The following is a 23,635-nucleotide window of genomic DNA, read 5'->3' as shown; positions in this document are numbered from 1 at the left end:
CGGGATTGGATTTCAACCGCGTCAGCGGCCCGACTTGAACTCGGTCCACAGACGCGTCTGCAGGCGCTGGATCTCAGGCGGCAGCGGCTTGAGCAGGAACAACGTCTTCAGGACTTCGGGCGACGGGTACACGGCCGGGTCGTTGGCGATGTCCTTGTCCACGTACTTGCGCGCTTCCGCGTTCGCGCTCGGGTAGTAGACCGCGTTCGTGATCGCTGCGTGAACCTGCGGCGTCTCGATGTAGTTGATCCACTCGAGCGCGGCCTCCTTGTGCTGCGCATCCTTCGGGATGGTCATCACGTCAAACCAGATCGGCGCGCCGCCCTTCGGAATGTAGTACTCGATCTTGTACGGCTTCTTCGCGTCGATGGCGCGGTGCTTGGCGATCACGACGTCGCCCGACCAGCCGTACGCGAAGCAGATGTCGCCGCCCACGAGGTCGTTGATATAGCCCGACGAGTTGAACTGCGTGATGTACGGGCGGATCTTTTTCATCATCGCGAGCGCGGCGCGATAATCGTCCGGGTTCGTCGAGAGCGGGTCACGGCCGATGTAGTGCAGCGCGGCCGCGAACATCTGGTCCGGCGCGTCGAGCACGGACACGCCGCAGGCCTTCAGCTTCGAGATGTTCTCGGGCTTGAAGAGGATGTCCCAGTTGTCGAGCGGCACGTTCTTGCCGAGGATCTGCTGTGCCTTCGTGACGTTATAGGCGAGACCAGTCGTACCGTACGCCCAGGGCACTGCGAACTTGTTGCCCGGATCCGCGCCGGCGACCAGCGCCATCAGCTGCGGATCGAGATACTTGAGGTTGGGGATCTTCGACTTGTCGAGCGGCGCGAAAATGCCGGCGGCGATCTGCTTGCCCGCGTAGTTGCTGGTCGGCACGACGATGTCGTAGCCCGAATTGCCCGCGAGCAGCTTGGCCTGGAGCGTGTCGTCGCTGTCGTAGTTGTCGTACTTGACCTGAATGCCGGTCTGCTTCGTGAAGTTCGGAATCGTGTCCTTGGCGATGTAATCGGACCAGTTGTACACGTTCAGCTGCGTGTCCTTCGCTACCGACGTCATCCACGGCGCCGCGCACAGTGCGAGCGCGACCAGTTGCGCCACAACCCCTTTCTTCATCCCGTTCTCCGATCCTGACCGGCTCCGGCCGGCCGCCTGCCTCGCTTCGTGCCGCGCCACGTGTCACCCGTGCACGGCTCCCCTGACTTTCCTAAAACCTACCATCAAACCCGCCCGGCAAGTAATAAAACGCGGGCGTGTCGCGCAAACGGAACATGGGCCATGGGAGTACGGCCAGCCGCGCGCGGACGGTAAATCGCGCGCAATTTTAGCCGTTTCACGGGCCATGTCCACAAAAAACCGCTCTAGTGGCGCATGCGCGCGACGGCCCGCTGCCCGCAGGGCGCGGCGCCTCGCTCCACCTTGCTATCGGCTTGCAGTCGCTTTGCCGATTCATCGCGCATCGCATGCCGCCGCGGCGCGAGCACGGGCGCGGGCGGCCGCCGCGCCCGGTATCGGTTAACATAGCGGCGTTTCGTTCCCAAGCCGGCGCGCGCGACGCCCGGCCACGCCCCAAGGCTCTTCAATGGCATCCAATCTCCACGACCTCCCCGACAGCCCATGCATTGGCGTGTGCTCGACCCTTTTCGACGACGTCTGCAAAGGTTGCGGGCGCACCGCCGTGGAAGTCTCCAACTGGGTCTTCCTGAGCGACGAGGAAAAGCGCGCCGTGTGGGAGCGCATCGAGCGCGAAGGCACGGCCATGCGCTTCCAGAAAGACCGCGCCTGAAGCAAAAAACGCCGGACAAGCCGGCGTTCGAAAGTCGGTGGAGGGGCGATCGCTCAGAACTTCATGCCGACGCCCAGCCCCACCACGAGCGGATCGATATGCAGCGTGCCGAGCGACGTGCCGCCCATTGACGCGTCGGTGTGCATCCAGATCTTCTTGATATCCGCGTTCACGAAAATCCGCTTCGTCACCTGGAAGTCGATGCCGAACTGCAGCGCCGGACCAAAGCTGTGGTTGTCGATCGAAACCGGCTGGCCGCCTGCGTGCAGACCGTTGTTGTAGAACAGCGTGTAGTTGATGCCCGCGCCCACGTACGGCCGCACCTTACCCGCGTTGTTGAAGTGATACTGCAGCAGCAGCGTAGGCGGCAGCACGCCCACGCCACCGAGTGCACCGATGTTCGACGTGACCTGGTTGCGCGACGTGCCGAGAATCAGCTCCACGCCGATGTTGTTGGTCGCCATGTAGGTGAAGTCGAGCTCGGGCACGATGGCGTTGTTCACGTCCGCGCCAATCGCACCGAGCGTACCGTTGCCGCGCGCGTCCGGCGCGATCTCGATCGCGCGCAGGCGCACCAGCCAGTCTCCCGCGTAGATGCCCGAGTCGGGCGAGCTGGCTGCGTTGGCGGGGGCCGCCAGGAGGGCCGCGCCCATGGTGAGCGCGGCGGTTGCCGCTATCTTTTTAATTGCTTGGTACATCGATAAACCCCGTGTCTGTTATGTAGCCGTAGGAAGGCCTACAAATTGTCAGAGACGGGGTCCGGTGCCGTTTTGATAAGTGTCAAGCCAGTGCGAACGCTGCGCGCTGTGCGACCGCGGGTCGCGCAGCGCCGGTCAGCAGCAGTTCCAGCAGGTCGCGAACGCTGCGGATGGCATTGCCAAACGGCAGCGCTTCGCGGCCGCGGAAGAACAAGCCGTTCGCGACGTCGCCACGCAACGCCGCCGCGAGGCGCGTGTCGATGCAAAAGTGGCCGAACTTCTCGATGCCATCGCGCAGCCCGCAGGCCGAAAGACATTCGAGCCCGGTTGGGCAAGCGAGCTTGAGCGAGCCGATCTTGGTGCGAATACGCGACTCGTTGCGCAGATAACGTTCGAGCCACGGCGTTTTCACCGCGCGTGCCGGCAAGCCCGTCACACTCACGAACTCGACGATGTCTTCAGGCTTTGCGTCGGCAAGCACGCGCTTGAAGTCGGGGTGCGCGTCGCCCTCCTCGGTCACCGCGAACGGCGTGCCGACCTGCACGCCGTTGGCGCCCGCTTCGAGCCATTTGCGCACAGCCTCATGGCTGTTGATGCCGCCGGCCACGACGAGCGGCACGTCGCGCCGCGAAATGCCGAGCGTGGCATAGACGCCTTCGAGTTCCTCGAAAATCTGGGTGAATGCGAAGCGCTCGTTGCCCATGTCGGTGATGTCGGTCACGCCCAGGTGACCGCCCGCGTATGCCGGATGCTCGATCACGATGGCGTCGGGCAGGCGGCCCTTCTTCATCCACTTCTTGAGCACGAGCGCGACACCGCGTGCATCGGACAGGATCGGTACGAGCGCGATATCCACGCCCGCCGTGAGGTCGGGCAGATCGAGCGGCAGGCCAGCGCCCATGACGATGGCGTCGGCGCCGTGCTCACAGGCGGCGCGCACATAGTCGGCGTGGGCGTTGACCGCCTTCATGACGTTCACGGCGATCATGCCGTTGCCGCCTGCCAGCTTGCGAGCCGCCGCAATTTCACGGCCAAGCGCGATGAGGTTCGCGCGCGCGAGCGTTTCGTGCTGCGGGTCGGCGCGGCACATGTCCATGAGATCGCTGTGGTGATGGCGCAGGTCGATGCTCGCGATCGTGCCGAGCGCGCCTTCACGCGCGACACTGCCAGCCAGCCGGTGTGCCGAAATGCCGACACCCATGCCGCCCTGCACGACGGGCAGGAGTTGACGACCGCGAATCTGGAGCGGAGCGAAGGAGTGGCCAGGAACCATGTTGTGCTCTGTCGATGACAAAGCGCCTATGGTCGCGCGTACCCCACATATGACATTGACATGCATCAAACAAAAACGCGGACATCTGTGAAGAAGTCCGCGATCATGATTTACATCAACACGTCGCACTAAAAGATTTGCGATAGCGCGCGACGAGATGCCTCATCAGCCCTTCGGGAGCTTGAACTGCATCGATTTGTATTCGAGGTACTCCTCGAGGCCGTACGCGCCGTTTTCGCGGCCGTGTCCGGACTGCTTGAAGCCGCCGAACGGCGCGGCCATGTTCCATGTGCCGCCGTTAATGTCGATCTGGCCAGTACGAATGCGGCGCGCCACGCGCATCGCGCGCTCGTCGCTGCCGGCCCAAACCGCGCCGCCAAGGCCATACAGCGAGTCGTTGGCGATCGCCACGGCGTCGTCCTCATCCTTCGCCGTGAGAATCGTGAGCACCGGCCCGAAGATCTCCTCCTGCGCGATGGCCGCGTCGCGCGGCACGCGGCCAAACACGGTCGGCTTCACGAAGAAACCCTGTGTCACGCCTTCCGGCATGCCGGGACCGCCGCTCACGAGCTCGGCGCCGTCGGCCATGCCTCGCTCGATGTAGTGCAGCACGCGCTCCTGCTGCACCTTCGAGGCGAGCGGACCGAGCTTCGCTTTCTCGTCGCGCGGGTCGCCCACGGTAAACGCCTCTGCGGCCTGCTTCGCCAGGTCTCGCGCTTCTTCGTAGCGCGATTCCGGCACGATCATGCGCGTGTGCGCCGAGCAGGTCTGCCCCGAATTCAGGAAGCATGCGCCCACCGTGCCCTTCACGGCGGCCGCAAAGTCGGCGTCGTCGAGCACCACGGAGGCCGACTTGCCGCCCAGTTCCAGCGCAACGCGCTTGACCGTGGCCGATGCGACTTCCGACACACGCTTGCCCGCGCGCGTCGAGCCGGTAAACGACACCATGTCGACGTCCGGATGGCGCGCGAGCACCTCGCCCACCACCGGGCCGTAGCCCGTCACGAGGTTGAACACACCCGCGGGCAGGCCTGCCTCATGGATGGCCTCGGCAAGCACGAATGCGTTGAGCGGCGCGACCTCGGAAGGCTTGAGCACGACAGTGCAGCCCGCGGCGAGCGCGGCGGCGACCTTGAGCGTGATCTGGTTGAGCGGATAGTTCCACGGCGTGATGGCCGCGACGACGCCCACCGGTTCGCGCACGACGAGCGAGTTGCCCACGCGCTCTTCGTACTGGAAGTCGCTTGCGAGCTTCGCGTAAGCGCCCCAGTTGTAGACCGGGCCGCCCACCTGGATGGCGCGCGCGAGCTTGAGCGGCATGCCCACTTCGCCAGCGATCAATTGCGCGAGTTCGTCAGTGCGGGCCTTGAGGTTGTCGGCGATTTTCTGCAGATATGCACCGCGCTCGGCGGCCGGCGTTGCGGCCCAGCCCTCGAAAGCGGCGCGCGCGGCGGCGACGGCAGCTTCGGCGTCCGCTTCGATACCTTCGGGAATGCGGCCCATCACCGCTTCGGTGCCCGAGTCGATCACGTCGATCGTGCCCTTGCCTTGCGGGGCGACCCACTGGCCGTTGATGTAGAACTGCGCGTAGTTGTTCATGGGCGGTGCTCCTGTCTCCGTGTTCGTTTGCGATTTCATCGCGGCGCTCGCCGCGGCGACAGTGCATTCTAGCCTGCTTGACGCATACGTAAAGCCGGCGTGCAGAAAGCGCATTACGACGCCGGAAAAACAAAACGGGCGACGCTCACGCGCCGCCCGTTTTCATTTCATGCCTCGATCAGCGACCGAGCCTCAATGCAGCCCCTGGCTCGCCAGGAAGTCTTCGTAGTTGCCGCTATAGTCCTTGACCGTGCCGTCGGTCTTCACCTCGATGATGCGGTTGGCGAGGCCATTCACGAACTCGCGGTCGTGCGACACGAAAACCAGCGTGCCTTCGAACTTTTCGAGCGCGATCTGCAGCGACTCGATCGACTCCATGTCCATGTGGTTCGTGGGCTCGTCCATGAGCAGCACGTTGTGGCGGCCGAGCATCAGCTTGCCCCAGATCATGCGGCCCTTCTCCCCGCCCGACAGCACCTTCACCGACTTCCTGATGTCGTCGGCGTTGAACAGCAGGCGGCCGAGCGTGCCGCGCACCGACTGCTCGTCGTCGCCTTCCTGGCGGTACTGGTCGATCCAGTCCATGAGCGTGACGTCGGCCGGGAACTCTTCGTACGTGTCCTGCGGCATGTAGCCCACGCTCGCGTTCTCCGCCCACTTCACCGAGCCGTTGTCGACAGCCAGGTTGCCCAGCAGCGAGCGCAGCAGCGTGGTCTTGCCCGCGCCGTTCTCGCCGATGATCGCGATGCGCTCGCCCGGCTGCACGCTGATGCTGAGCTTGTTGAAGATGCGGCGCTCGTACGTCTTCGTGATCTCTTCCGCGACCACGACGATGTTGTGCAGCTTCTTCTCGAACTCGAAGCGGATGAACGGGTTCTGACGCGAAGAGGGCTTGAATTCCTCGATCTTGATCTTGTCGATCATCTTCAGACGGCTGGTGGCCTGGCGCGCCTTCGACTTGTTCGCCGAGAAGCGGCGCACGAAGTCCTGCAGGTCGGCCACGCGCTCCTTCGCCTTCTGGTTCGCGGCCTGCTGACGCTCGCGCGCCTGTGCGGAAGCGAGCATGTAGTCGTCGTAGTTGCCCGGCCAGACCTTCAGCGTGCCGTAGTCCATGTCCGCCATGTGCGTGCAGACCTGGTTCAGGAAGTGTCGATCGTGGGAGATGATGATCATCGTCGAGTTGTACTCGTTCAGAACGTCTTCCAGCCAGCGGATCGAGTTGATGTCGAGGTTGTTGGTCGGTTCGTCGAGCAGCAGAACATCGGGCTTCGAGAACAGCGCCTGCGCGAGCAGCACGCGCAGCTTCCAGCCCGGCGCCACGCCACTCATCGGGCCGTTGTGGAAATCCGTGCCGATGCCGATGCCGAGCAGCAGTTCGCCCGCGCGCGCTTCGGCCGTGTAGCCGTCGTACTCGGCGAACTTCGCTTCGAGTTCGGCGGCGTGCATGTAGTCGTCGTCGGTAGCTTCGGGGTTTGCGTAGATCGCGTCGCGCTCGGTCATCGCGGCCCACATTTCCGTGTGGCCCATCATGACGACGTCGAGCACGCGCACGTCTTCGTAGGCGAACTGGTCCTGGCGCAGCTTGCCCAGACGCACGTTCGGCTCGAGGATGACGTTGCCCGAGCTCTGCTCGAGGTCGCCACCGAGGATCTTCATGAACGTGGATTTGCCGCAACCGTTCGCGCCGATCAGGCCATAGCGGTTGCCTTCGCCGAATTTGACCGAGATGTTCTCGAACAAGGGCTTCGGCCCGAATTGCATGGTGATGTTGGCGGTAGAGAGCACAGCGCGTCCCGGTAAGTAGATCGACGAAAAACCTGTAATTTTAGCAGGTTATGCCACTTCGCGCGCGAGTTCCAGCCGCACGGGCAGCTCTGGGTCGGGCCTGCCCCGCGCAGCATGACACGGCTAGAAGTGAGGAATGTGAAGCCAGCCGTGCGCGCCGGTTACAACGGGGCCACAACGCTTGCGGGCAGCACCTGCAGGCGCCCGCGCGACTCAGGATTCGCCGGTGCGCGGCGTCTGCAGCACGTCGATGAATCCCGAAAAATCGGCCTGCGCGAGGCCCATGGCCGCGGCCAGACGCAGCAATTGCTGGACCGTGCCCGAAACGGGCATGGGCGTGCCGGTCTGCGCGGCCGCAGCGGCGATCGTGTCCACGTCTTTCTGGAACGTCTTGAGCGCGCCGATAGGTTCGAGCCCGTCCTGCGTCATGCGCGGCACGAACGTGCGCAGCAGCGTTGAATCGGCCCAGCCGCCCGCGAGCGCCTCGGGCAGCTTGGCCGCGTCGATGCCGCTGCGCCGCGCAAGGCTCACCGCTTCGGCAATCGCGGCGACCGTGGCCGTGACGATCGCCTGGTTGCACAGCTTGGTGGTCTGGCCCGCGCCCGCGCCGCCCATATGGGTCACGCGCGCCGAGTAGGCAGCGAGGATCGGCGCAACGGCGGCGACGTCGGCCGCCGCGCCGCCCGCCATGATCGCCAGCGTGCCGTTCTGTGCGCCCGCCACGCCGCCCGAGACCGGTGCGTCGACCCAACCCACGCCGAACGCCGCCGCGCGCTCTGCGAGCCTTTGCGTTGCGTCCGGAGGGATGCTCGAGTGATCGACGATGCAGCGTACGCGCACGCTTTCGCCCGACGCAACGGCCAAAAGGCCGTGCTCGCCGAACACCACCTGCTCGACCGCCGCCGCATCGGCGACGCACAGCAGCACAACATCGGTCTCGCGCGCCAGTTCGCCGGGTGTCGCGGCCACTTGCGCACCGTCGGCGATCAACGCCTCGGCCTTCGCGGGCGTCCGGTTCCACACTCGCACCGCGTGCCCGGCACGCAGCAAATGACGGATCATCGGTGCGCCCATCAACCCTGGTCCGCAAAAACCCAGTACCTGCTCATTCATGCTTTTCGTCTCCTGCTTCCTCTGTTGCCGGCGTGTTGCGCCCGTTCCTGCCGGACACGCTCGATGCCCGGCTTCACGCGAGGCGCCATCATAACCGGCGCTGGAACCGTTCATGTTTGCGCTGGCGGTCTGTTGCCTATACTCGATTGACGCGCCCACGTCGCGCGTGCTCCCGAGGAGACACTGCCATGAGCGACCACGTCTACAAGCAGATCGAACTGACCGGCTCGTCGAAGGTATCGAGCGACGACGCCATCCGCTGCGCGATTGCACGAGCGTCGAAGACACTGCGTTATCTGCACTGGTTCGAGGTCGTGGAAACGCGCGGGCTGATCGAAAACGATCAAATCTCGCACTGGCAGGTCACGATCAAGGTGGGCATCCGCATCGACGACTGACGCGTCGCGGCTTCGGGCCGCGTCGGCGCATCGCCTTGCCGGATGACGATCAAGGCAAAACGGCTGCGCGAGCCTCGCGGGCTACACGCAGCCGTTTCGCGTACGCACGTCGAAATCGTACGAAGAAAGCGCACACGCCGCCGCGTGAGACGGCGCGTGCGCTCGCCCCATACTTATTTCGGCAGCGAGCCGTCCACGCCTTCGACGTACCAGTTCAGGCGTTGCAGTTCCGGATCGGTCAGCGACTTGCCGGCCGGAATCTTGACTGCGCCCGCCTGATCCTTGATCGGGCCCGTGAAGACGTCCCACTTGCCGCTCGCGATCTGATCGCGCTTCGTGGCAACGGCCTTTTGCGCGTCAGCCGACAGTTCGGACGTGTTGACGTCGCCGAGATCGACGGCCTTCTGCGGGATGCCCCACCACACGGGGTCGTTCTTCCATTTGCCGTCGAGCACCTGCTGGATCACGGCGACGTAGTACACGCCCCAGTTCGCCTCGACCGAGCCGAGGTGCGCGTTCGGGCCGAACTTCTTCATGTTCGAATCCCAGCCGAATGCGTGGACGTGCTTCTCTTCGGCCGTCGCGAGCGTGGCGCTCGAGTCGGTGTTCTGGAGCAGCACGTCGGCGCCCTGGCCGATCAGCGTTTCAGCCGCTTGCTTCTCCTTGCCCGGATCGAACCAGCTGTTGATCCAGATGACCTTGGTGTGCACCTTCGGATTCACCGAACGCGCGCCGAGCGTGTACGCGTTGATGTTGCGTACGACCTCGGGAATCGGCACCGAGGCGACGAAGCCGAGCGTGTTCGTCTTCGTCGCGTAGCCTGCCGCGACGCCCGCGAGATACGCGCCCTGATACATGCGCACGTCATAGGTGCCGAAGTTCGGCGCCTTCTTGTAGCCCGTTGCGTGGAGGAACACGGTGTCCGGGAAATCCTTCGCTACCTTGAGCTGGAAGTCCTGATAACCGAAGCTCGTGCCGAAGATGATCTTGTTGCCCTTGTTGGCGAGATCGCGAAACACGCGCTCCGAGTCCGCCGATTCCGGCACGTTTTCCACGCGCGTGATCTTGATCTTGTTGCCGAACTTCTGCTCGGCGGCCTTCGAGCCCTGATCGTGCGCGAACGTCCAGCCGGCATCGCCCGGATTGCCGAGGTAGACGAACGCGACGCCCGGCGCATCGGCGGCGTGGGCCGCGGGCGCGAGCGCCGCCGTGCCGCACGTGGCGGCGACGGCGAAAGCGGTCAGGATGGTTTTTTTCATCGTGGATCTCCTGTCGTGGATTGGAAAACGGCGAGCATTTAATGCGTGTTGTTTAGTATTCCGTACTGCCACTACATGCTTTGCGGCTACCTGCCAGGCGACCGCACCAAGGCGGCCGCACCTAGGTGGCCCCACCTAGGCGGCCCCACCTAGGCGGCGCCAAAGAACGGTTTGCCAAGCGAAGCCGGCGCGTTCAGGCGGATCGTGTTCGGGTTGCGCGAAATGAGCACGAGCACGACGATCGTCGCGACGTACGGCAGCATGGCGAGGAACTGCGTGGGCACCGGCACGCCCACGGCCTGCGCGTAAAACTGCGCGCCCGTGACCGCGCCAAAGAGCAGCGCGCCGATCAGGAGACGCCCCGGGCGCCACGTCGCGAACACAACGAGCGCAAGCGCAATCCAGCCGCGCCCTGCCGTGATTTGCTCCTGCCACAAATGCAGCTGCACCACGGAGTAATAGCTGCCTGCGAGCCCGGCCATGGCGCCACCGAACGCCGTCGCGCCATAGCGCACGCCAATCACGGGAAAGCCCACCGAATGCGCGACCTGCGGCGACTCGCCCACCGAGCGCAGCACGAGTCCGGCGCGCGTGCGATAGAGGAACCAGCCGACCACGGCGAACATGATGAACGCGAGGTAATCGACGGGCGTGAGGCTGAAGAACGCCTGCCCGACCACCGGCAGTTGCGAGAGGCCCGGAATCGGCCAGGTTGCGATGGTCGCCGACGTGGCGGCCGACGTGTACGGTTTGCCGACATATGCCGAAAGCCCGACGCCGAAGATCGTGAGCGAGAGCCCTGTCGCGACCTGGTTGGCGAGCATGGTGAGCACGAGAAAGCCGAACAGTAACGACATCACAATGCCAGCGGCCATGCCCGCTACGAGGCCAAGCCATGGGCTGCCGGTAATGGTCGTGACCGCGTAGCCCGTCACGGCGCCCATCAGCATCATCCCTTCCACGCCTAGGTTTAGGACCCCCGACTTCTCGGTGACGAGTTCGCCCACGCCCGCAAACATGAGCGGGATGGCGGCGGTGACGGCGCTCGATGCGAGCGAGCTGGCTTGCTGGATATCCATATCGTGTGGCCTGTTTCGTTGTTCTCAGGATTGCGCTGATCAGTTCGCGGCCGTGACCGAATGATGGCGGCGCACGCGATAGTTCACGAACAGGTCCGCGCCAAGCAGGCAGAAGAGCAGCAGCCCCTGAAAGACGCCGGAAAGCGCCTGCGGCAATTGCAGCGACGTCTGCACTGCTTCGCCGCCCAGATAGAGCAGCGCCATCAAGAGGCTCGCGAGCACGATGCCGACCGGATGCAGCCGCCCGACGAACACGACGATGATCGCCGTGAAGCCATAGCCCGGCGACCACGTCGCCTGCAGTTGGCCAATGGGGCCGGCAATTTCGCCCATGCCAGCGAGCCCCGCGAGGCCGCCCGAAAGCAGCAGCGACGTCCAGATCGTCTTTTTCTCCGAGAAGCCCGCATATCGCGCGGCGAGCGGCGCGAGCCCGCCCACGCTCATGCGGTAGCCCGCGAAGCTGCGGCGCATGAACAGCCACACGAGCGGAATGGCCGCGAGCGTGAGGAAGATCGACGCATTCAGGCGCGTGCCGCGCAGCCAGTGGATGCGCCAGTCGCCACCGAAGGTCGGATAAAGCGCGTCGCCGCTGAACATTTCGGAGAGCGGAAAGTTCATGCCTTGCGGGTCACGCCAAGGCCCGCTCACGAGCCAGATCAGCAGTTGCGTGGCGACGTAGGTGAGCATGAGGCTCGTGAGAATCTCGTTGGTGTTGAAGCGGCTCTTGAGCCACGCAGGAATCGCCGCCCACGCCATGCCGCCCAGCACGCCCGCGAACATCATCAGAAAGAGAATCCACCAGCCCGTGGATTGATCGAAGTAGATCGCCACGCCGCTCGCCGCGATGCCGCCCAGCACCATCTGCCCTTCCGCACCGATGTTCCACACGTTGGCGCGATAACCCGCCGCGAGACCGAGCGCGATCAGGCAGAGCGGCGAGGCTTTGAGCAAGAGTTCGGACCAGCCGTTGACGCTCGAAAGCGGTTCGATGAAGAACGCGTGCATGGCCTGCAAGGGATCGCGGCCCACAAGGCCGAAGATCAGGAAGCCAATCGCGAGCGTGAGCAGCGCCGCAATGACCGGCACGGCGATGCGCACTGTGCGCGAGGGCGTCGTGCGGGCTTCGAGTCGGTACGGGAAGATCATGGTCGTGAAATCGGTGGGGGGTCTCGAGTGGTTTATCAGCGTGCGCGTGTCGTTCTGTGCCGCATATCAGGCGTTCGCCACGGTCTGCGCGGGCGGCTCGCCGTTCGGCCGGCCGCCGCCTCCATGTTCGGTGCGCTCGCCAAAGAGCCCCGCCATCCAGCGGCCGATTTCCTCGGCGTTCGTCTCGCCAGTCAAACGCGCGGGGGAAAGGCGTCCGCCTGCGAGCACGGCAATGCGGTCGCAGATGTCGAACAGTTCTTCCAGTTCTTCCGAGATCACGAGTATCGCCACGCCGCGCGCCGAAAGGTCGAGCAACTGCTGACGGATGAACGCCGCCGCGCCCACGTCCACGCCCCAGGTGGGCTGTGCGACCACGAGCACCTTCGGCGCCTGGAGAATCTCGCGCCCGACGATGTACTTCTGCAGATTGCCGCCCGAGAGGCTCTGCGCGAGCGCGTCCGGGCCGCCGCAGCGCACATCGAACGCATCGATGCAGCGCTCGGCGAACGCGCGCATTGCGCCGGTCTTGAGCCACCCCGTGCGCACCATGCCTTCGCGGTGCGCCGTGAGCAAGGCGTTTTCGGCAAGCGACATGGCCGGCACCGCGCCGCGCCCCAGCCGCTCCTCCGGCACGAACGCGAAGCCGAGCTTGCGGCGCGCCCCGGCGGAAAGCCGTCCTGCAGGCTTGCCGCAAATCTTGACCGCATCGGCGCTCACGCCGTGGCGTGCCGCTTGCGCCTCGCCCGAGAGCGCCGCGAGCAATTCCGCCTGGCCGTTGCCCGAGACGCCGGCAATGCCGAGAATCTCGCCTGCATGCACGCTGAACGATACGTCGTTGAGCGACGTGCCGAATGGGTCGTCGCTCGGCATCGACAGATGCTTTGCCTCGAGTAGCACGTCACCAGGCGTGTGCGCGCGCCGCGTGTAGTCGGGCAACTCGCGCCCCACCATCAACCGCGCGAGGGAGGCGTGCGTTTCTTCGCGCGGAATAACGTGGCCCGTGACCTTGCCGCCGCGCAGCACGGTGGCCGTGTCGCAAAGCTCCTGGATTTCGTCGAGTTTGTGGCTGATATAGAGAATGCTGCAGCCTTCGGAGGCCAGCCGCCGCAGTGTGCCGAACAGCTTGCGCACGGCTTGCGGCGTGAGCACCGAAGTCGGCTCGTCCATGATCAGAAGACGCGGGTTCTGCAGCAGGCAGCGCACGATTTCCACGCGCTGCCGCTCGCCCACCGTGAGGCTATGCACGTGGCGCTGCGGATCGACATCGAGGCCGTATTGCGCCGACACCTCGCGAATGCGTTTGCCGAGCGTTTTCAGGTCGAACGGTTCGTCGAGCGAAAGCGCGATGTTCTCGCCAACGGTCAGCGTTTCGAACAACGAAAAATGCTGGAACACCATGCCGATGCCGAGCTTGCGCGCCGCAGCCGGATTGGCGATTTCGACCACCTGGCCTTCCCAGCGAATCTCGCCGGCGTCCGGGCGCACCGCGCCGTAGACGATCTTCATGAGCGTGCTCTTGCCCGCGCCGTTCTCGCCGAGCAAGGCGTGTATTTCGCCCGGCGCGACCGAGAGCGTGACGTCGTCGTTCGCGCGCACCGCCGGGTACTGCTTGGTGATGCCGGCAAGCGCGAGGCGCGGCACGCCGCTGCCGTCCTGCGCAAGCGTTGCCTGACGTGAAGAAGAATCACCCATGGAGGTTCCGCCGTTGTACGTTATTGCTGTCCGAAAACCGTTTGATGCTTACCGCTTTGCCCAGGCGCCGTGCGCCGCCGTGCGGGGGTGACGATACCTGTTAGCCCCCCGCAGGTCGAGCCGCCAAAAATCGCTGTTGCCTCGCTGCACGGGCCGCCCGGCCTATGTCTCGGGGTAAGCCTCGCTTGACGTCACTTTTTGTCCATATTAAAAACGATATACCCCCAAGCCCCATCGATCAGCCAGAACATATAATTCGGAGAATTCATGAGTCAGCAACGCGAGGCGATCGACACGTACCTCTTGCGCGTCTTGCACACGCTTCTGATGGAGCGCAGCGTGACACGCGCGGCCGTCAAGCTCAATCAGTCCCAGCCCGCAATCAGCGCGGCGCTGCGGCGTCTGCGCGACATCACCGGCGACCCGCTGCTCGTGCGCGGCAAGTCCGGCATGGTGCCGACCGAGTACGGCCTGCGCCTGCTCGAGCCCGTTCAGAACGCGCTGCGCGAGATCGAGCGCATCCGCTTCCAGCAACACAATTTCGACCCCGCCACTTCCATCCGCTGTTACCGGATTGGCTGTCCTGACTATCTGAACGTCCTGTTCGTGCCGACCGTGGTCGAGCGCTTTCGTCAGGCCGCGCCCAACGCCACGCTCGAGTTCCACTCGCTCGGGCCCGCGTTCGACTACGAGCTCGCGCTCGAGGAAGGCAAGCTCGATATCGTCATCGGCAACTGGCCCGAACCGCCCGAACAGCTGCACCTCTCGAACCTGTTCGTCGACCAGATCGTCTGCCTGATGAGCAACACGCACCCGTTCGCCAAGCGCGGCGGGCTCACACTCGACCAGTACCTGAACGCGCCGCATCTCGCGCCCACGCCCTATTCCGTGGGCCAGCGCGGCGCCATCGACGTGCACCTCGCCCGCGAGCGCCTCAAGCGCCACGTGGTCGTTACGCTCCCGTACTTCAATCTCGCGCCCTACGTGCTCGTCAAGTCGGACCTGGTCTTCACGACCACGCGCCTTTTCGCCGACCACTATGCGCGCTTCCTGCCGCTCACGGTCGTGCCCGCGCCGCTCGACTTCCCGCCGATGCAGTACTACCAGTTGTGGCACGAACGCTGTCATTACTCGGACGAAGTACGCTGGTTGCGCAGCCTCATCGCCGAAGCGACGAAGACGCTGATCGACAAGCCTTGAGTATCACGGCCGCAGGTTGCTGCGGCCGCCTGACTGCTTCTACACCCATGTGCGTTGCGCGCTGACCTGACTTAGCGCGCCATCTCCACGAGCTGCGCCGCGAGTCGGTTGTGCCGCTCGATGACCGGCCCGAGCTCCACCGTCTGCAACACGCCCTCCTTCACGACCACGCGCCCGCCGATCACGCTCAGCGCGACCTGCGAGGGTGCGCAAAACACCAGCGCCGCTACCGGATCGTGCAGTGCCCCGGCGAAAAGCGGCTGGCGCAAGTCGAACGCCACGAAGTCGGCCGCCATGCCGGGTGCGAGCGCGCCAATGTCGTCGCGGCCCAGCACCTGCGCGCCGCCCAGCGTCGCGATTTCGAGCGCTTCGCGCGCCGTCATGGCGTCCGGGCCGAAACCCACGCGCGCAAGGAGCATGGCCTGACGCGCTTCGGCCACCATCTGCGCGCCGTCGTTCGACGCCGAGCCATCCACGCCAAGTCCAACCGGCACGCCCGCGAGCCGCATCTTCTTCACAGGCGCGATGCCCGAGGCGAGCCGCATGTTCGAGCACGGGCAATGCGCCACACCCGTGCCGGTGCGGCCGAACAAACGGATACCGTGGTCGTCGAGCTGTACGCAGTGCGCATGCCATACGTCGCGGCCCACCCAGCCGAGATCCTCGGCGTATTCGGCAGGCGTCATGCCGAACTTTTCGCGGCTGTAAGCAATGTCGTTGACGTTCTCGGCGAGATGCGTGTGCATCGACACGCCGTAGTGCCGCGCGAGCACCGCCGATTCGCGCATCAGATCGCGGCTCACCGAGAACGGCGAGCATGGCGCCACCACGACGCGCAGCATCGCGTACCGGCCCTCGTCGTGATACGTCTCGATGAGGCGCTGCGTGTCGGCGAGAATCGCGTCTTCGCGCTCGACCACGGAATCGGGCGGCAAGCCGCCGTCCTTCTGCCCGACGCTCATGCTGCCGCGGCTCGCATGGAAACGCATGCCGATGCGTTGCGCGGCGCGAATGCTGTCGTCCAGGCGACTGCCGTTCGGGTAGATGTACAGATGATCGCTCGACGTCGTGCATCCGGAGAGCAGCAGTTCCGACATTGCCGTGAGCGTGGAGACCTCGATCATCTCGGGCGTGAGGTTCGCCCATACCTTGTACAGATTCGTGAGCCAGCCGAACAGTTCGGCGTCCTGCGCGGCCGGCACGGCCCGCGTGAGGCTCTGGTACATGTGGTGATGCGTATTGATGAGGCCCGGCGTCACGAGGTGGCCGCTCGCGTCGATCACCTCGTCGGCCGTGGCGGGCAACTCCGCCGTCGGGCCGACCGCGACGATGCGGTTGCCTTCGATATAGAGGCCGCCGCCGCGAATTTCGCGGCGTGCGCCGTCCATCGTCACCAGCATGTCGGCGTTTTTCACCAGCAAGGTCTTGCCGGCCTTTTGCGGGTCCTGGCCCTGTGCGAGTGTGCGTTCCATCGTCCTTGTTCGCTCCGTTGTCGTGCCGCCGCGAGCCCTTAGCCCTTCTCGCTCGCGCGGCGTGTGAACCAGACGCCCTCGCCTCACCCGCCGGCCTCGCCGGTCGCCCAGGCGCCCGGTGCCGACGCGTCCCGACGAGGACGCCGCTGGCCCGGTTACCCGGCGTCCACCGCCGTCTTCGGGACGCGCAGCACGCGCTGCGCATGGCCTCTACGATCCGCAACCAAAATAGTCATGGCAATTCGCGCCACTGCGATACCCACATTTACGCCACGCATATAAAGGTCGATTTTTGGCGTCGCTACGATGCAAACAAGGGGCGCGGCGTCGATCCGGGGCGCAATCGACGATTGGACCCATGTGGCACCCACGCGGCACCCAGGGCGTACCCTCATGCTCGCGGATTTATCTTTCCTATCGCTCGCGCTCGCCGGGGGCGATCGTTCTTAAAATGCGTTCACGGCGCTCGCTTCGATCCGCCGACGGGTATGTAGCCACTGACGTGGAGCCTCGATCCGCCGCAATGCATCATGCATGGGATCGAGAGCTGCCGCTGAAACCTCGCAATCGCACCAGGCACTCACAAGGAAAACTGCGAATGGGCAAGCTGACTACCCACGTGCTCGACACCGCGAACGGCCGTCCCGGCGCGGGCATCAAGGTCGAGCTCTTTGCGCTCTCGGGCGACGCGCGCCGCGCGCTCAAGACCGTGACCACCAATGACGACGGCCGCTGCGACGCGCCGCTGCTCGAAGGCGAGGCGCTCGCCAAAGGCGAATACGAACTCGTGTTCCACGCTGGCGACTACTTCGCCGCCTTAGGCGCGAACGTGCCCGAGCCGCGTTTCGTCGACCGCGTCGTGCTGCGCTTCGGCATCGCCGACGCCGGCTCGCACTACCACGTGCCGCTACTCGTGTCGCCGTGGTCGTACAGCACGTATCGGGGCAGCTGAGCGGCAACTGAGCGGCAACGGAACGACCACCGCAGCACATTCTCAGAGGGCATTGCGGGCGATATTCAAGCCCGATTCAACGAGCCCAAGGTCATACGAACAACAACGGCGGCGCGGCAGCGCGAGGGTCGGCGAACGGCCCGGGAACTGCACGGCGCGCTCATACCCCGCAGTTAGCGTGTGCGAACCAACGCGCGCGCCTTGCATCAGGACTGGAGACGTTTCATGGAAGGCTTTATTACCGACTGGCTGAACCTCGCACTGCGCTGGTTCCACGTCATCGCGGCGATCGCCTGGATTGGCGAGTCGTTCTATTTCGTCGCGCTCGACAACAGCCTCAAACCGCCCACGGACCCGAACCAGCGCCGCCGCGGCGTGTTCGGCGAGCTGTGGCACGTGCACGGCGGCGGCTTCTACAACATGCAGAAGTACACCGTGGCGCCGCCAGAAATGCCCGACGACCTGCACTGGTCGAAGTGGCCGTCGTACACCACGTGGCTCTCGGGCGCGTCGCTTTTCACCGTGCTGTATCTGATGGCGCCGAACACGTATCTCATCGACAAGAACGTGCTCGACATGGGTCCGGTCGTCGCGGTCTTCTCGGCGCTCGGCTTCCTCGCCGCGGGCTGGATCGTCTACGACTCGCTGTGCCGCGTGCTCGGTACGAAAGACAAACTGCTCGGCGTGTGCGTGGGCATCTACGTGGTGATCGCCGCTTACCTCGCCTGCCATATCTTCTCCGGCCGCGCTGCGTATCTCATCATGGGTGCGATGCTCGCGACGATCATGTCGGCCAACGTGTTCTTCGTCATCATCCCCGGCCAGCGCAAGATGGTCGCCGCGATGCTCAAGGGCGAAGTGCCGAACCCGATCTACGGCAAGCGCGGCAAGCAGCGTTCGGTGCACAACACCTATTTCACGCTGCCGGTAGTGTTCGCGATGCTCTCGAACCACTACGCCATGACCTACGCGCACGCCTATAACTGGGCCGTGCTCGTGGTGATCATGCTGGCCGGTGCGCTGATTCGCCAGTTCTTCGTGATGCGTCACCGCGGCCAGCAGTTGTGGTATCTGCCGATCGGCGGCGTGGCGCTGATGTTCGTCGCACTCGTGTGGACGCTGCCGCGTCCGGTCGTGCCGCAGGCCGAAGCCGCAAATGCGCCGGCGCTCAAGGTCTCGGACATCCAGCCGATCCTGCAGCAGCGCTGCGCGTCCTGCCACTCGGCTCACCCGACGATGATGGGCGCGGCGCCCGCCGGCGTGATGTTCGATACGCCCGATGAAATCTCGCAGAATGCGCAGCGGCTGTATCAGCAGGCTGTGACGCTCAAGGCGATGCCGCTTGGCAACGTCACGCATATGACCGACGACGAGCGGCAGAAGATTGCGATGTGGTTCCAGGGGGGCGCGAAGCAGTAACGTAGCCGGCAGCGCATATCGAATGATTCGCGCGCTGCCAACCAGGAAAGGAAGGACCCGAAGTGCGATACGCTTCGGGTCCTTTTGCTTTTGGGGGCGCGTTTCGAATAGCCTGCGTTTCGGGCAAGCCTGACGAGGACGAACTGCTCCAGCTCGTTGTCATAGCGCGCTATAAGCTGAACGCAGCCGGATACCCGATCGACGCCGTGCGTGCGCACAGCCCCAAAAGAAGCGTTCACCAAAGGTCGCTGCGCTTTGCGCACACATCAGATGGCGGGCAAGTTCCGCGCTTGCGTGACTGTTACGCGCGGCTGCGCCTGCGCGTGGGCGCATCGAAGCGTGTCGAGATTGAACCGGCGCTCGCGCTCGGCGGCCAAATCGATCCACGTATGCGCCCTCCTGAACCAACCGCGGCCTTCTTCTCGTGGGCGCCGCCCTCTCCCCGCGAAAGTGAAACTGTTGCGCAGACGCACAAGAATCTGGCGCAACGGCTCATCGAGCGAAGCGAACCGCGCAAACATAAAAAAAGCCACGACGTCGGTCGTGGCTTTTTGAACTGCTCGGGAATGCAGATGATCAGCGTATCGCCGCGTTCATCGCCTCTTGCGTCAACCAAAGCGACTCAGGCAAATCCTGCTCGTTGAGATTGAGCCCATCGCCGCCGCGATCGACGACGATGAAATCGGTTACCTCGCCCAAAGCGATCAGCGGATGGTGCCAAACGCCCTTCGCATAGTTCACGCCCTGCCAACCGCGTGATACGAAAGCGCGAATCTGCGTGACATCCAGATCGCCAGCCGGCGCGACCACCACGAGATACGGCTTCTCGTTGAGCGGCACGAACGCCTGGCTGCCAAGCGGATGCCGCTCGAGCATCTTCACTTCGAACGGCAGTTCGCGAGGCTGCCCGCGAAACAGATTCACGAGCGTGCGGCCGCCTTCGTCGGTGACATCCACTTTCGCGAGGTCGTGATAGCGGATTGTGGTACCGAGATTAATCGGAATCTGCTTTGCGCCTGCCAGCTCGATCACGTCGCCGAATGGCGCGAACGCCTCGCGCGTGAGCGGCTCGATGGTCAGCGTCGTCCTTGTTTCACTCATGATGGCCTCGTCACCCGATCACGCGAGCGTGCCCCACAGACGCACGCGCGAAACGCCGCCATCGGGGAAAATGTTGAAGCGTACGTGCGTAACCGGGCCGAGCGCGGCCAGCTCACTCTCAAAGTAGTGCTGCTTGTCCATTTGCAGCTTTTGCTCGCCGAGCAGCACCGGCCAGAACATGGCCTGGGTCACGAGCGAGCTGTCCGTGCCACCGACCACGCGCGCGGCCTGGAACGAGCAGCGGTCGGGGTAGTTGCCCTTGAAGTGCGCCGTATCGACTTCGATCTTCTTGATGATGCCCGGTTGCGCGAGCGCGATGATCGCCCAGTCGTTGCCAGGCTCGCGGCGGCGGCGCGTTTCCCAGCCGTCGCCCATGTTCACGCCGCGACCCGGCATGAGCAGCGTGGAGGCCATGCCAAAGTGCTGGTTGTTCGCGCCAACGAGGTACGCGCCGTTTTCCATCGCGGCCAGGTCAAACAGTTCGGTGCGGCTCGCGCCCGCCCAGTCCACTTGCGGCTGGCCATACACGCGCAAACGCGCAATGCCGCCATCGGGATAGATGTTCACGCGCAAGTGCGTGTACGGCTTCTCGCTCGATACTTCCACGTAGTGGTGGCTATTGCCGTTCAACGAGGTCGAGGGGACGATTTCCGTCCATTGCGTCGTCGCAGTGGGTGCGCCGTCCGCCACATACGCGCCTTCAACCGACGCCGCCGGCGGATAGTTGCCCGTAAAGTGGCTCGTATCGATATCGAGGCCCTTGATGACGCCCGGGCGCGCGAGCTTCACGATGCACCAGTCGTAGCCGGTCGTGCGCTTGCGGCGCGTTTCCCAGCCGTCCATCCACTTGCCGTGTTCGTCGTACTTGCCCGGAATGAAGACGGCAGCCTCCGGATTGAGCATGCGATCCTTCGGTGCGAAGAAGTCGTCGCTCGCCTCGAGCGCCTGCGCACCCAGGCGCGGGTCCGCGAGATTCACGAAGCGGCGCGTGAAATCAGGGGCGTTGGGGTCGAGAGTCGGGAGTGCCATCGTTGTCTTCCTTCGTGTCTTTTCTGTAGATCAAAACGGCGCTGCGCCCTCTCGCGAAAAACCGGAGGGCGCATCGCCACGTTACGCGTCGATCAGTTCATCCAACCTGAAGCGCGCAATGCGGTAAATCTGGTCGAGGCTCGCGCGCATTTCATCGGCGCGGCTGTTGTTCACGCGCGCCTCGAAGTTCGCGATGATGCCGTGGCGGTCATAGCCGCGCACAGCCAGAATGAATGGGAATCCGAACTTCTCTCGATACGCGCCGTTGAGCGCGAGGAGCTTGTCGAACTCTTCCTGCGTGCACTGATTCAGGCCCGCGCCGCTTTGCTCGCGCGTGGACTCGGCAGTCAGCTCGCCGCGCACGGCAGCCTTGCCCGCAAGCTCCGGGTGGGCGTTAATGAGCGCAAGCTGCTTGACCTCGCCCGAGGCTTCCACGGCCTGCGACATGGTGCGATGCAGCGCGTCGATGCTTGCAAACGGGCGCTGCTGCGCGGCCGCTTCGGCCACCCAGGGCGAGTGCTCGAAGATGCCCGAAAGCGCCGCCACGAAGGCGTCGGCCGAAGCTTGATTCAGCTGTTCGAGGGTGTAGTGCATTGCCTTCATGCGGCGGCCCCGCGGTGGTCGTTCTGCTGCGGTTGATAGGGATGATGCTCGCGCCAGTGGCGCGCGATGTCCACGCGGCGCGTGACCCACACGCGCTCATGTTTTTCGATGTGATCGAGAAAGCGCTGCAGCGCACGAAAACGCCCTGGGCGCCCGAGCAGCCGGCAGTGCATGCCGATCGACAGCATCTTCGGCGCCTCGTTGCCTTCTTCGTAGAGCACGTCAAACGCGTCGCGCAAGTACGTGAAGAAGTGGTCCGCCGTGTTGAAGCCCTGGGGCGACGCGAAGCGCATGTCGTTCGTGTCGAGCGTGTAAGGCACGATCAGTTGCGGCACCGTCTTGCCGCCCGTGACTTCCACGTCCATCCAGAAAGGCAGGTCGTCGCCGTAGTAATCGGAGTCGTAGAGGAAGCCGCCATACTCGGCCACCAGACGATGTGTATTCGGGCTGTCGCGGCCCGTGTACCAGCCGAGCGGGCGCACACCTGTCACGCGCTCGATCGCTTCCATGCCGAGCTTCATGTGCTCGGCTTCTTTGGCCGGCGAAACGTCCTGGTAATGAATCCAGCGGTAGCCGTGGCACGCGATCTCGTGGCCCAGCTCGACGAATGCGCGCGCGACTTCGGGATGACGCTCGATCGCCATGCCCACGCCGAACACGGTAAGCGGCAAACCGCGCTTTTCGAATTCGCGCAGGATGCGCCACACGCCCGCACGCGAACCATATTCGTAGATCGACTCCATGCTCATGTGGCGCGCGGGATACGCAGCCGCGCCCACGATTTCGGAGAGGAACTGTTCGGAGCCGGGGTCGCCGTGCAGCACGCAGTTTTCGCCGCCTTCTTCGTAGTTGAGCACGAACTGCACCGCGACGCGCGCCTGGCCGGGCCAGTTGGCCTGCACCGGATACCGGCCATAACCGATCAGATCGCGGGGATATTGGGGATCGAGTGGCATGCTGGTCGAATCAATCGAATAGAGAGGATGAGACGAAATATCCGCGCAACGGCAAGGCGCCGTGAAGCGGCCGCCGGCGCTGTCTGGCCAGGCGTGGCGGACGGTCCGCGCAACCTGCTTACAGGACCGGTTCAGTGTAGCGAAATCACCCGTACGCGCCCATACGCACGCTCAGATAGTACGGGTCAAGCGAGGTGTATGTGGCCGCCCGGTTTGCCGGACAGATGGGCGGCCACATCGGCTCACAGGCGTTACACGTTTACCCGTAGCGCAGCGGGCGCACGGGCGGCGGCGTCTCCGTGACCGGCGCGGGGTTGGTCGGGCTGAAGCGCGCGAAATCGCCGTCGTAACGCTTGGCCAGCGGCCGCGCGAAGTCACCCCGCTTGGCGGTCGTCAGGCGCAGTGCGACGAGCGCCTCCACCCATTTCACGGCGGCCGTCACACCGTCCACCACGGGCACGCCCAGCGCGTCCTCCACTTGCGCGCACAAACTCGTCATGCCCGCGCAACCCAGCACAATGGCGTCCGCGCCATCTTCCTCGAGCGCACGGCGGCACTCTTCGACGATCGCGCGGCGCGCGGCCGATCCCGGCTCATCGAGTTCGAGCACGGCCACGTCGATCGCACGCACGTTGCGGCAAAAGCGCGTCATGCCATAGCGCTCGGCGAGATGCCAGGCCATTGCGCGGGTGCGCGAGAGCGTCGTGACGACCGAGAAGCCGGGCGCGAGCACGCTCGCCGCATGCATCGCGGCTTCCGCGATGCCCACGACGGGCCCGCGAGCCAACTCGCGCGCCGCGTAGAGGCCTGGGTCGCCAAAACACGCGATCACGTAGCCGTCGAAGCCTTCGCGCTCGCCCGCCTCCACTTCGGCGAGCAGACCAGGTGTGGCGAGCGCCTCGTCGTAATAGCCTTCGATCGACGGCGGGCCCATCGTCGGGCTCACCGCCACCACCTCCGTGCCCGGTGCGATCACGGCACGCGCGCACTGCTCCATCGCCGCGGTCATACGCTGCGTGGTGTTCGGATTGATCAGTTTGATGCGCATTTCGATTCCTTCGCCGATGCC

Annotated in this window: 22 protein-coding genes; 6 read left to right on the top strand and 16 right to left on the bottom strand. The window is 64.6% G+C overall.

Going from position 1 to position 23,635, the window contains the following annotated elements; genetic code table 11:
• Positions 1 to 21 precede the first annotated feature (21 nt).
• The gene (locus U5A65_RS19290) at positions 22 to 1,122 is read right to left on the bottom strand and encodes a polyamine ABC transporter substrate-binding protein (protein ID WP_321934840.1); all 1,101 of its coding nucleotides are present in this window, start codon (positions 1,120 to 1,122) and stop codon (positions 22 to 24) included.
• A gap of 466 nt (positions 1,123 to 1,588) precedes the next feature.
• Between U5A65_RS19290 and U5A65_RS19285 the strand changes: the two genes are divergently transcribed.
• Positions 1,589 to 1,792 (top strand): DUF1289 domain-containing protein, encoded by a 204-nt coding sequence (locus U5A65_RS19285; RefSeq protein WP_028204006.1) that lies wholly within the window; start codon positions 1,589 to 1,591, stop codon positions 1,790 to 1,792.
• A gap of 53 nt (positions 1,793 to 1,845) precedes the next feature.
• On the opposite strand, the gene U5A65_RS19280 is transcribed toward U5A65_RS19285, so the two are convergent.
• From U5A65_RS19280 to U5A65_RS19260, 5 genes are all read right to left on the bottom strand, one after another.
• Positions 1,846 to 2,490, bottom strand: a complete 645-nt coding sequence (locus U5A65_RS19280; protein ID WP_321908674.1) for an OmpW/AlkL family protein — start codon at positions 2,488 to 2,490, stop codon at positions 1,846 to 1,848.
• 82 nt (positions 2,491 to 2,572) lie between these two features.
• A complete protein-coding gene (locus U5A65_RS19275; protein ID WP_321946991.1) occupies positions 2,573 to 3,763 on the bottom strand; it encodes a nitronate monooxygenase family protein in 1,191 nt (396 codons plus the stop codon).
• 165 nt (positions 3,764 to 3,928) lie between these two features.
• Complete coding sequence (locus U5A65_RS19270) at positions 3,929 to 5,362, bottom strand: aldehyde dehydrogenase family protein (RefSeq protein WP_321934843.1); 1,434 nt, start codon at positions 5,360 to 5,362, stop codon at positions 3,929 to 3,931.
• A gap of 192 nt (positions 5,363 to 5,554) precedes the next feature.
• Entirely contained in the window at positions 5,555 to 7,147 is a 1,593-nt protein-coding gene (locus U5A65_RS19265) for an ABC-F family ATPase (RefSeq protein WP_321908680.1), read from the bottom strand.
• 213 nt (positions 7,148 to 7,360) lie between these two features.
• Complete coding sequence (locus U5A65_RS19260; RefSeq protein ID WP_321946990.1) at positions 7,361 to 8,260, bottom strand: NAD(P)-dependent oxidoreductase; 900 nt, start codon at positions 8,258 to 8,260, stop codon at positions 7,361 to 7,363.
• Positions 8,261 to 8,448: 188 nt separating this feature from the next.
• On the opposite strand from U5A65_RS19260, the gene U5A65_RS19255 reads away from it, so the two are divergent.
• Positions 8,449 to 8,658, top strand: a complete 210-nt coding sequence (locus U5A65_RS19255; protein WP_158757712.1) for a dodecin — start codon at positions 8,449 to 8,451, stop codon at positions 8,656 to 8,658.
• Positions 8,659 to 8,831: 173 nt separating this feature from the next.
• Here U5A65_RS19255 and U5A65_RS19250 read toward each other — a convergent pair whose 3' ends face one another.
• The 4 genes from U5A65_RS19250 to U5A65_RS19235 form a co-directional block, all read right to left on the bottom strand.
• Positions 8,832 to 9,917, bottom strand: coding sequence for a BMP family ABC transporter substrate-binding protein (locus U5A65_RS19250; RefSeq protein ID WP_321908682.1), 1,086 nt, complete (start codon positions 9,915 to 9,917; stop codon positions 8,832 to 8,834).
• Positions 9,918 to 10,066: 149 nt separating this feature from the next.
• Complete coding sequence (locus U5A65_RS19245; RefSeq protein WP_321908684.1) at positions 10,067 to 10,996, bottom strand: ABC transporter permease; 930 nt, start codon at positions 10,994 to 10,996, stop codon at positions 10,067 to 10,069.
• 39 nt (positions 10,997 to 11,035) lie between these two features.
• Positions 11,036 to 12,142, bottom strand: a complete 1,107-nt coding sequence (locus U5A65_RS19240; protein ID WP_321946989.1) for an ABC transporter permease — start codon at positions 12,140 to 12,142, stop codon at positions 11,036 to 11,038.
• A 66-nt stretch (positions 12,143 to 12,208) separates the two neighbouring features.
• Positions 12,209 to 13,834, bottom strand: coding sequence for an ABC transporter ATP-binding protein (locus U5A65_RS19235; protein WP_321908687.1), 1,626 nt, complete (start codon positions 13,832 to 13,834; stop codon positions 12,209 to 12,211).
• Positions 13,835 to 14,101: 267 nt separating this feature from the next.
• Between U5A65_RS19235 and U5A65_RS19230 the strand changes: the two genes are divergently transcribed.
• Positions 14,102 to 15,034, top strand: coding sequence for a LysR substrate-binding domain-containing protein (locus U5A65_RS19230; protein ID WP_158757707.1), 933 nt, complete (start codon positions 14,102 to 14,104; stop codon positions 15,032 to 15,034).
• A 71-nt stretch (positions 15,035 to 15,105) separates the two neighbouring features.
• Here the strand turns inward: U5A65_RS19230 and U5A65_RS19225 are convergent, their stop codons facing one another.
• Positions 15,106 to 16,506 (bottom strand): 8-oxoguanine deaminase, encoded by a 1,401-nt coding sequence (locus tag U5A65_RS19225; RefSeq protein ID WP_321946988.1) that lies wholly within the window; start codon positions 16,504 to 16,506, stop codon positions 15,106 to 15,108.
• Between the two features lie 598 nt (positions 16,507 to 17,104).
• Between U5A65_RS19225 and uraH the strand changes: the two genes are divergently transcribed.
• The 3 genes from uraH to U5A65_RS19210 all read left to right on the top strand — a co-directional run bounded on the left by uraH (position 17,105) and on the right by U5A65_RS19210 (position 19,521).
• Entirely contained in the window at positions 17,105 to 17,458 is a 354-nt protein-coding gene (gene uraH / locus U5A65_RS19220; RefSeq protein WP_321908690.1) for a hydroxyisourate hydrolase, read from the top strand.
• Positions 17,459 to 17,683: 225 nt separating this feature from the next.
• On the top strand, positions 17,684 to 18,877 hold the full coding sequence (locus tag U5A65_RS19215) for a urate hydroxylase PuuD (protein ID WP_321908692.1): 1,194 nt from the start codon (positions 17,684 to 17,686) through the stop codon (positions 18,875 to 18,877).
• A gap of 62 nt (positions 18,878 to 18,939) precedes the next feature.
• A complete protein-coding gene (locus U5A65_RS19210) occupies positions 18,940 to 19,521 on the top strand; it encodes a hypothetical protein (protein ID WP_321946987.1) in 582 nt (193 codons plus the stop codon).
• Here the strand turns inward: U5A65_RS19210 and U5A65_RS19205 are convergent.
• The 5 genes from U5A65_RS19205 to U5A65_RS19185 all read right to left on the bottom strand — a co-directional run bounded on the left by U5A65_RS19205 (position 19,454) and on the right by U5A65_RS19185 (position 23,614).
• Positions 19,454 to 19,978 (bottom strand): ureidoglycolate lyase, encoded by a 525-nt coding sequence (locus tag U5A65_RS19205; protein ID WP_321908695.1) that lies wholly within the window; start codon positions 19,976 to 19,978, stop codon positions 19,454 to 19,456. The genes U5A65_RS19210 and U5A65_RS19205 overlap by 68 nt on opposite strands.
• A gap of 18 nt (positions 19,979 to 19,996) precedes the next feature.
• Positions 19,997 to 21,007 (bottom strand): allantoicase, encoded by a 1,011-nt coding sequence (gene alc / locus U5A65_RS19200; RefSeq protein WP_321908696.1) that lies wholly within the window; start codon positions 21,005 to 21,007, stop codon positions 19,997 to 19,999.
• Positions 21,008 to 21,088: 81 nt separating this feature from the next.
• On the bottom strand, positions 21,089 to 21,610 hold the full coding sequence (gene uraD / locus U5A65_RS19195; protein ID WP_321908698.1) for a 2-oxo-4-hydroxy-4-carboxy-5-ureidoimidazoline decarboxylase: 522 nt from the start codon (positions 21,608 to 21,610) through the stop codon (positions 21,089 to 21,091).
• The gene (gene puuE, locus U5A65_RS19190; RefSeq protein WP_321908699.1) at positions 21,607 to 22,566 is read right to left on the bottom strand and encodes an allantoinase PuuE; all 960 of its coding nucleotides are present in this window, start codon (positions 22,564 to 22,566) and stop codon (positions 21,607 to 21,609) included. The genes uraD and puuE overlap by 4 nt, the downstream gene beginning before the upstream one ends.
• A 259-nt stretch (positions 22,567 to 22,825) precedes the next feature.
• A complete protein-coding gene (locus tag U5A65_RS19185) occupies positions 22,826 to 23,614 on the bottom strand; it encodes an aspartate/glutamate racemase family protein (RefSeq protein WP_321934850.1) in 789 nt (262 codons plus the stop codon).
• Positions 23,615 to 23,635 lie beyond the last annotated feature (21 nt).

This window comes from Paraburkholderia sp. J10-1 (assembly GCF_905220165.1).
GTDB lineage: Bacteria > Pseudomonadota > Gammaproteobacteria > Burkholderiales > Burkholderiaceae > Paraburkholderia.
This window is presented reverse-complemented; position numbering and strand designations above follow the sequence as displayed.

What these genes read in the sequence shown, in the direction of transcription:
- U5A65_RS19290 (WP_321934840.1), bottom strand. Translation starts at nt 1,122, where the DNA reads ATGAAGAAAGGGGTTGTGGCGCAACTGGTCGCGCTCGCACTGTGCGCG.
- U5A65_RS19285 (WP_028204006.1), top strand. Translation starts at nt 1,589, where the DNA reads ATGGCATCCAATCTCCACGACCTCCCCGACAGCCCATGCATTGGCGTG.
- U5A65_RS19280 (WP_321908674.1), bottom strand. Translation starts at nt 2,490, where the DNA reads ATGTACCAAGCAATTAAAAAGATAGCGGCAACCGCCGCGCTCACCATG.
- U5A65_RS19275 (WP_321946991.1), bottom strand. Translation starts at nt 3,763, where the DNA reads ATGGTTCCTGGCCACTCCTTCGCTCCGCTCCAGATTCGCGGTCGTCAA.
- U5A65_RS19270 (WP_321934843.1), bottom strand. Translation starts at nt 5,362, where the DNA reads ATGAACAACTACGCGCAGTTCTACATCAACGGCCAGTGGGTCGCCCCG.
- U5A65_RS19260 (WP_321946990.1), bottom strand. Translation starts at nt 8,260, where the DNA reads ATGAATGAGCAGGTACTGGGTTTTTGCGGACCAGGGTTGATGGGCGCA.
- U5A65_RS19255 (WP_158757712.1), top strand. Translation starts at nt 8,449, where the DNA reads ATGAGCGACCACGTCTACAAGCAGATCGAACTGACCGGCTCGTCGAAG.
- U5A65_RS19250 (WP_321908682.1), bottom strand. Translation starts at nt 9,917, where the DNA reads ATGAAAAAAACCATCCTGACCGCTTTCGCCGTCGCCGCCACGTGCGGC.
- U5A65_RS19245 (WP_321908684.1), bottom strand. Translation starts at nt 10,996, where the DNA reads ATGGATATCCAGCAAGCCAGCTCGCTCGCATCGAGCGCCGTCACCGCC.
- U5A65_RS19240 (WP_321946989.1), bottom strand. Translation starts at nt 12,142, where the DNA reads ATGATCTTCCCGTACCGACTCGAAGCCCGCACGACGCCCTCGCGCACA.
- U5A65_RS19235 (WP_321908687.1), bottom strand. Translation starts at nt 13,834, where the DNA reads ATGGGTGATTCTTCTTCACGTCAGGCAACGCTTGCGCAGGACGGCAGC.
- U5A65_RS19230 (WP_158757707.1), top strand. Translation starts at nt 14,102, where the DNA reads ATGAGTCAGCAACGCGAGGCGATCGACACGTACCTCTTGCGCGTCTTG.
- U5A65_RS19225 (WP_321946988.1), bottom strand. Translation starts at nt 16,506, where the DNA reads ATGGAACGCACACTCGCACAGGGCCAGGACCCGCAAAAGGCCGGCAAG.
- uraH (WP_321908690.1), top strand. Translation starts at nt 17,105, where the DNA reads ATGGGCAAGCTGACTACCCACGTGCTCGACACCGCGAACGGCCGTCCC.
- U5A65_RS19215 (WP_321908692.1), top strand. Translation starts at nt 17,684, where the DNA reads ATGGAAGGCTTTATTACCGACTGGCTGAACCTCGCACTGCGCTGGTTC.
- U5A65_RS19205 (WP_321908695.1), bottom strand. Translation starts at nt 19,978, where the DNA reads ATGAGTGAAACAAGGACGACGCTGACCATCGAGCCGCTCACGCGCGAG.
- alc (WP_321908696.1), bottom strand. Translation starts at nt 21,007, where the DNA reads ATGGCACTCCCGACTCTCGACCCCAACGCCCCTGATTTCACGCGCCGC.
- uraD (WP_321908698.1), bottom strand. Translation starts at nt 21,610, where the DNA reads ATGAAGGCAATGCACTACACCCTCGAACAGCTGAATCAAGCTTCGGCC.
- puuE (WP_321908699.1), bottom strand. Translation starts at nt 22,566, where the DNA reads ATGCCACTCGATCCCCAATATCCCCGCGATCTGATCGGTTATGGCCGG.
- U5A65_RS19185 (WP_321934850.1), bottom strand. Translation starts at nt 23,614, where the DNA reads ATGCGCATCAAACTGATCAATCCGAACACCACGCAGCGTATGACCGCG.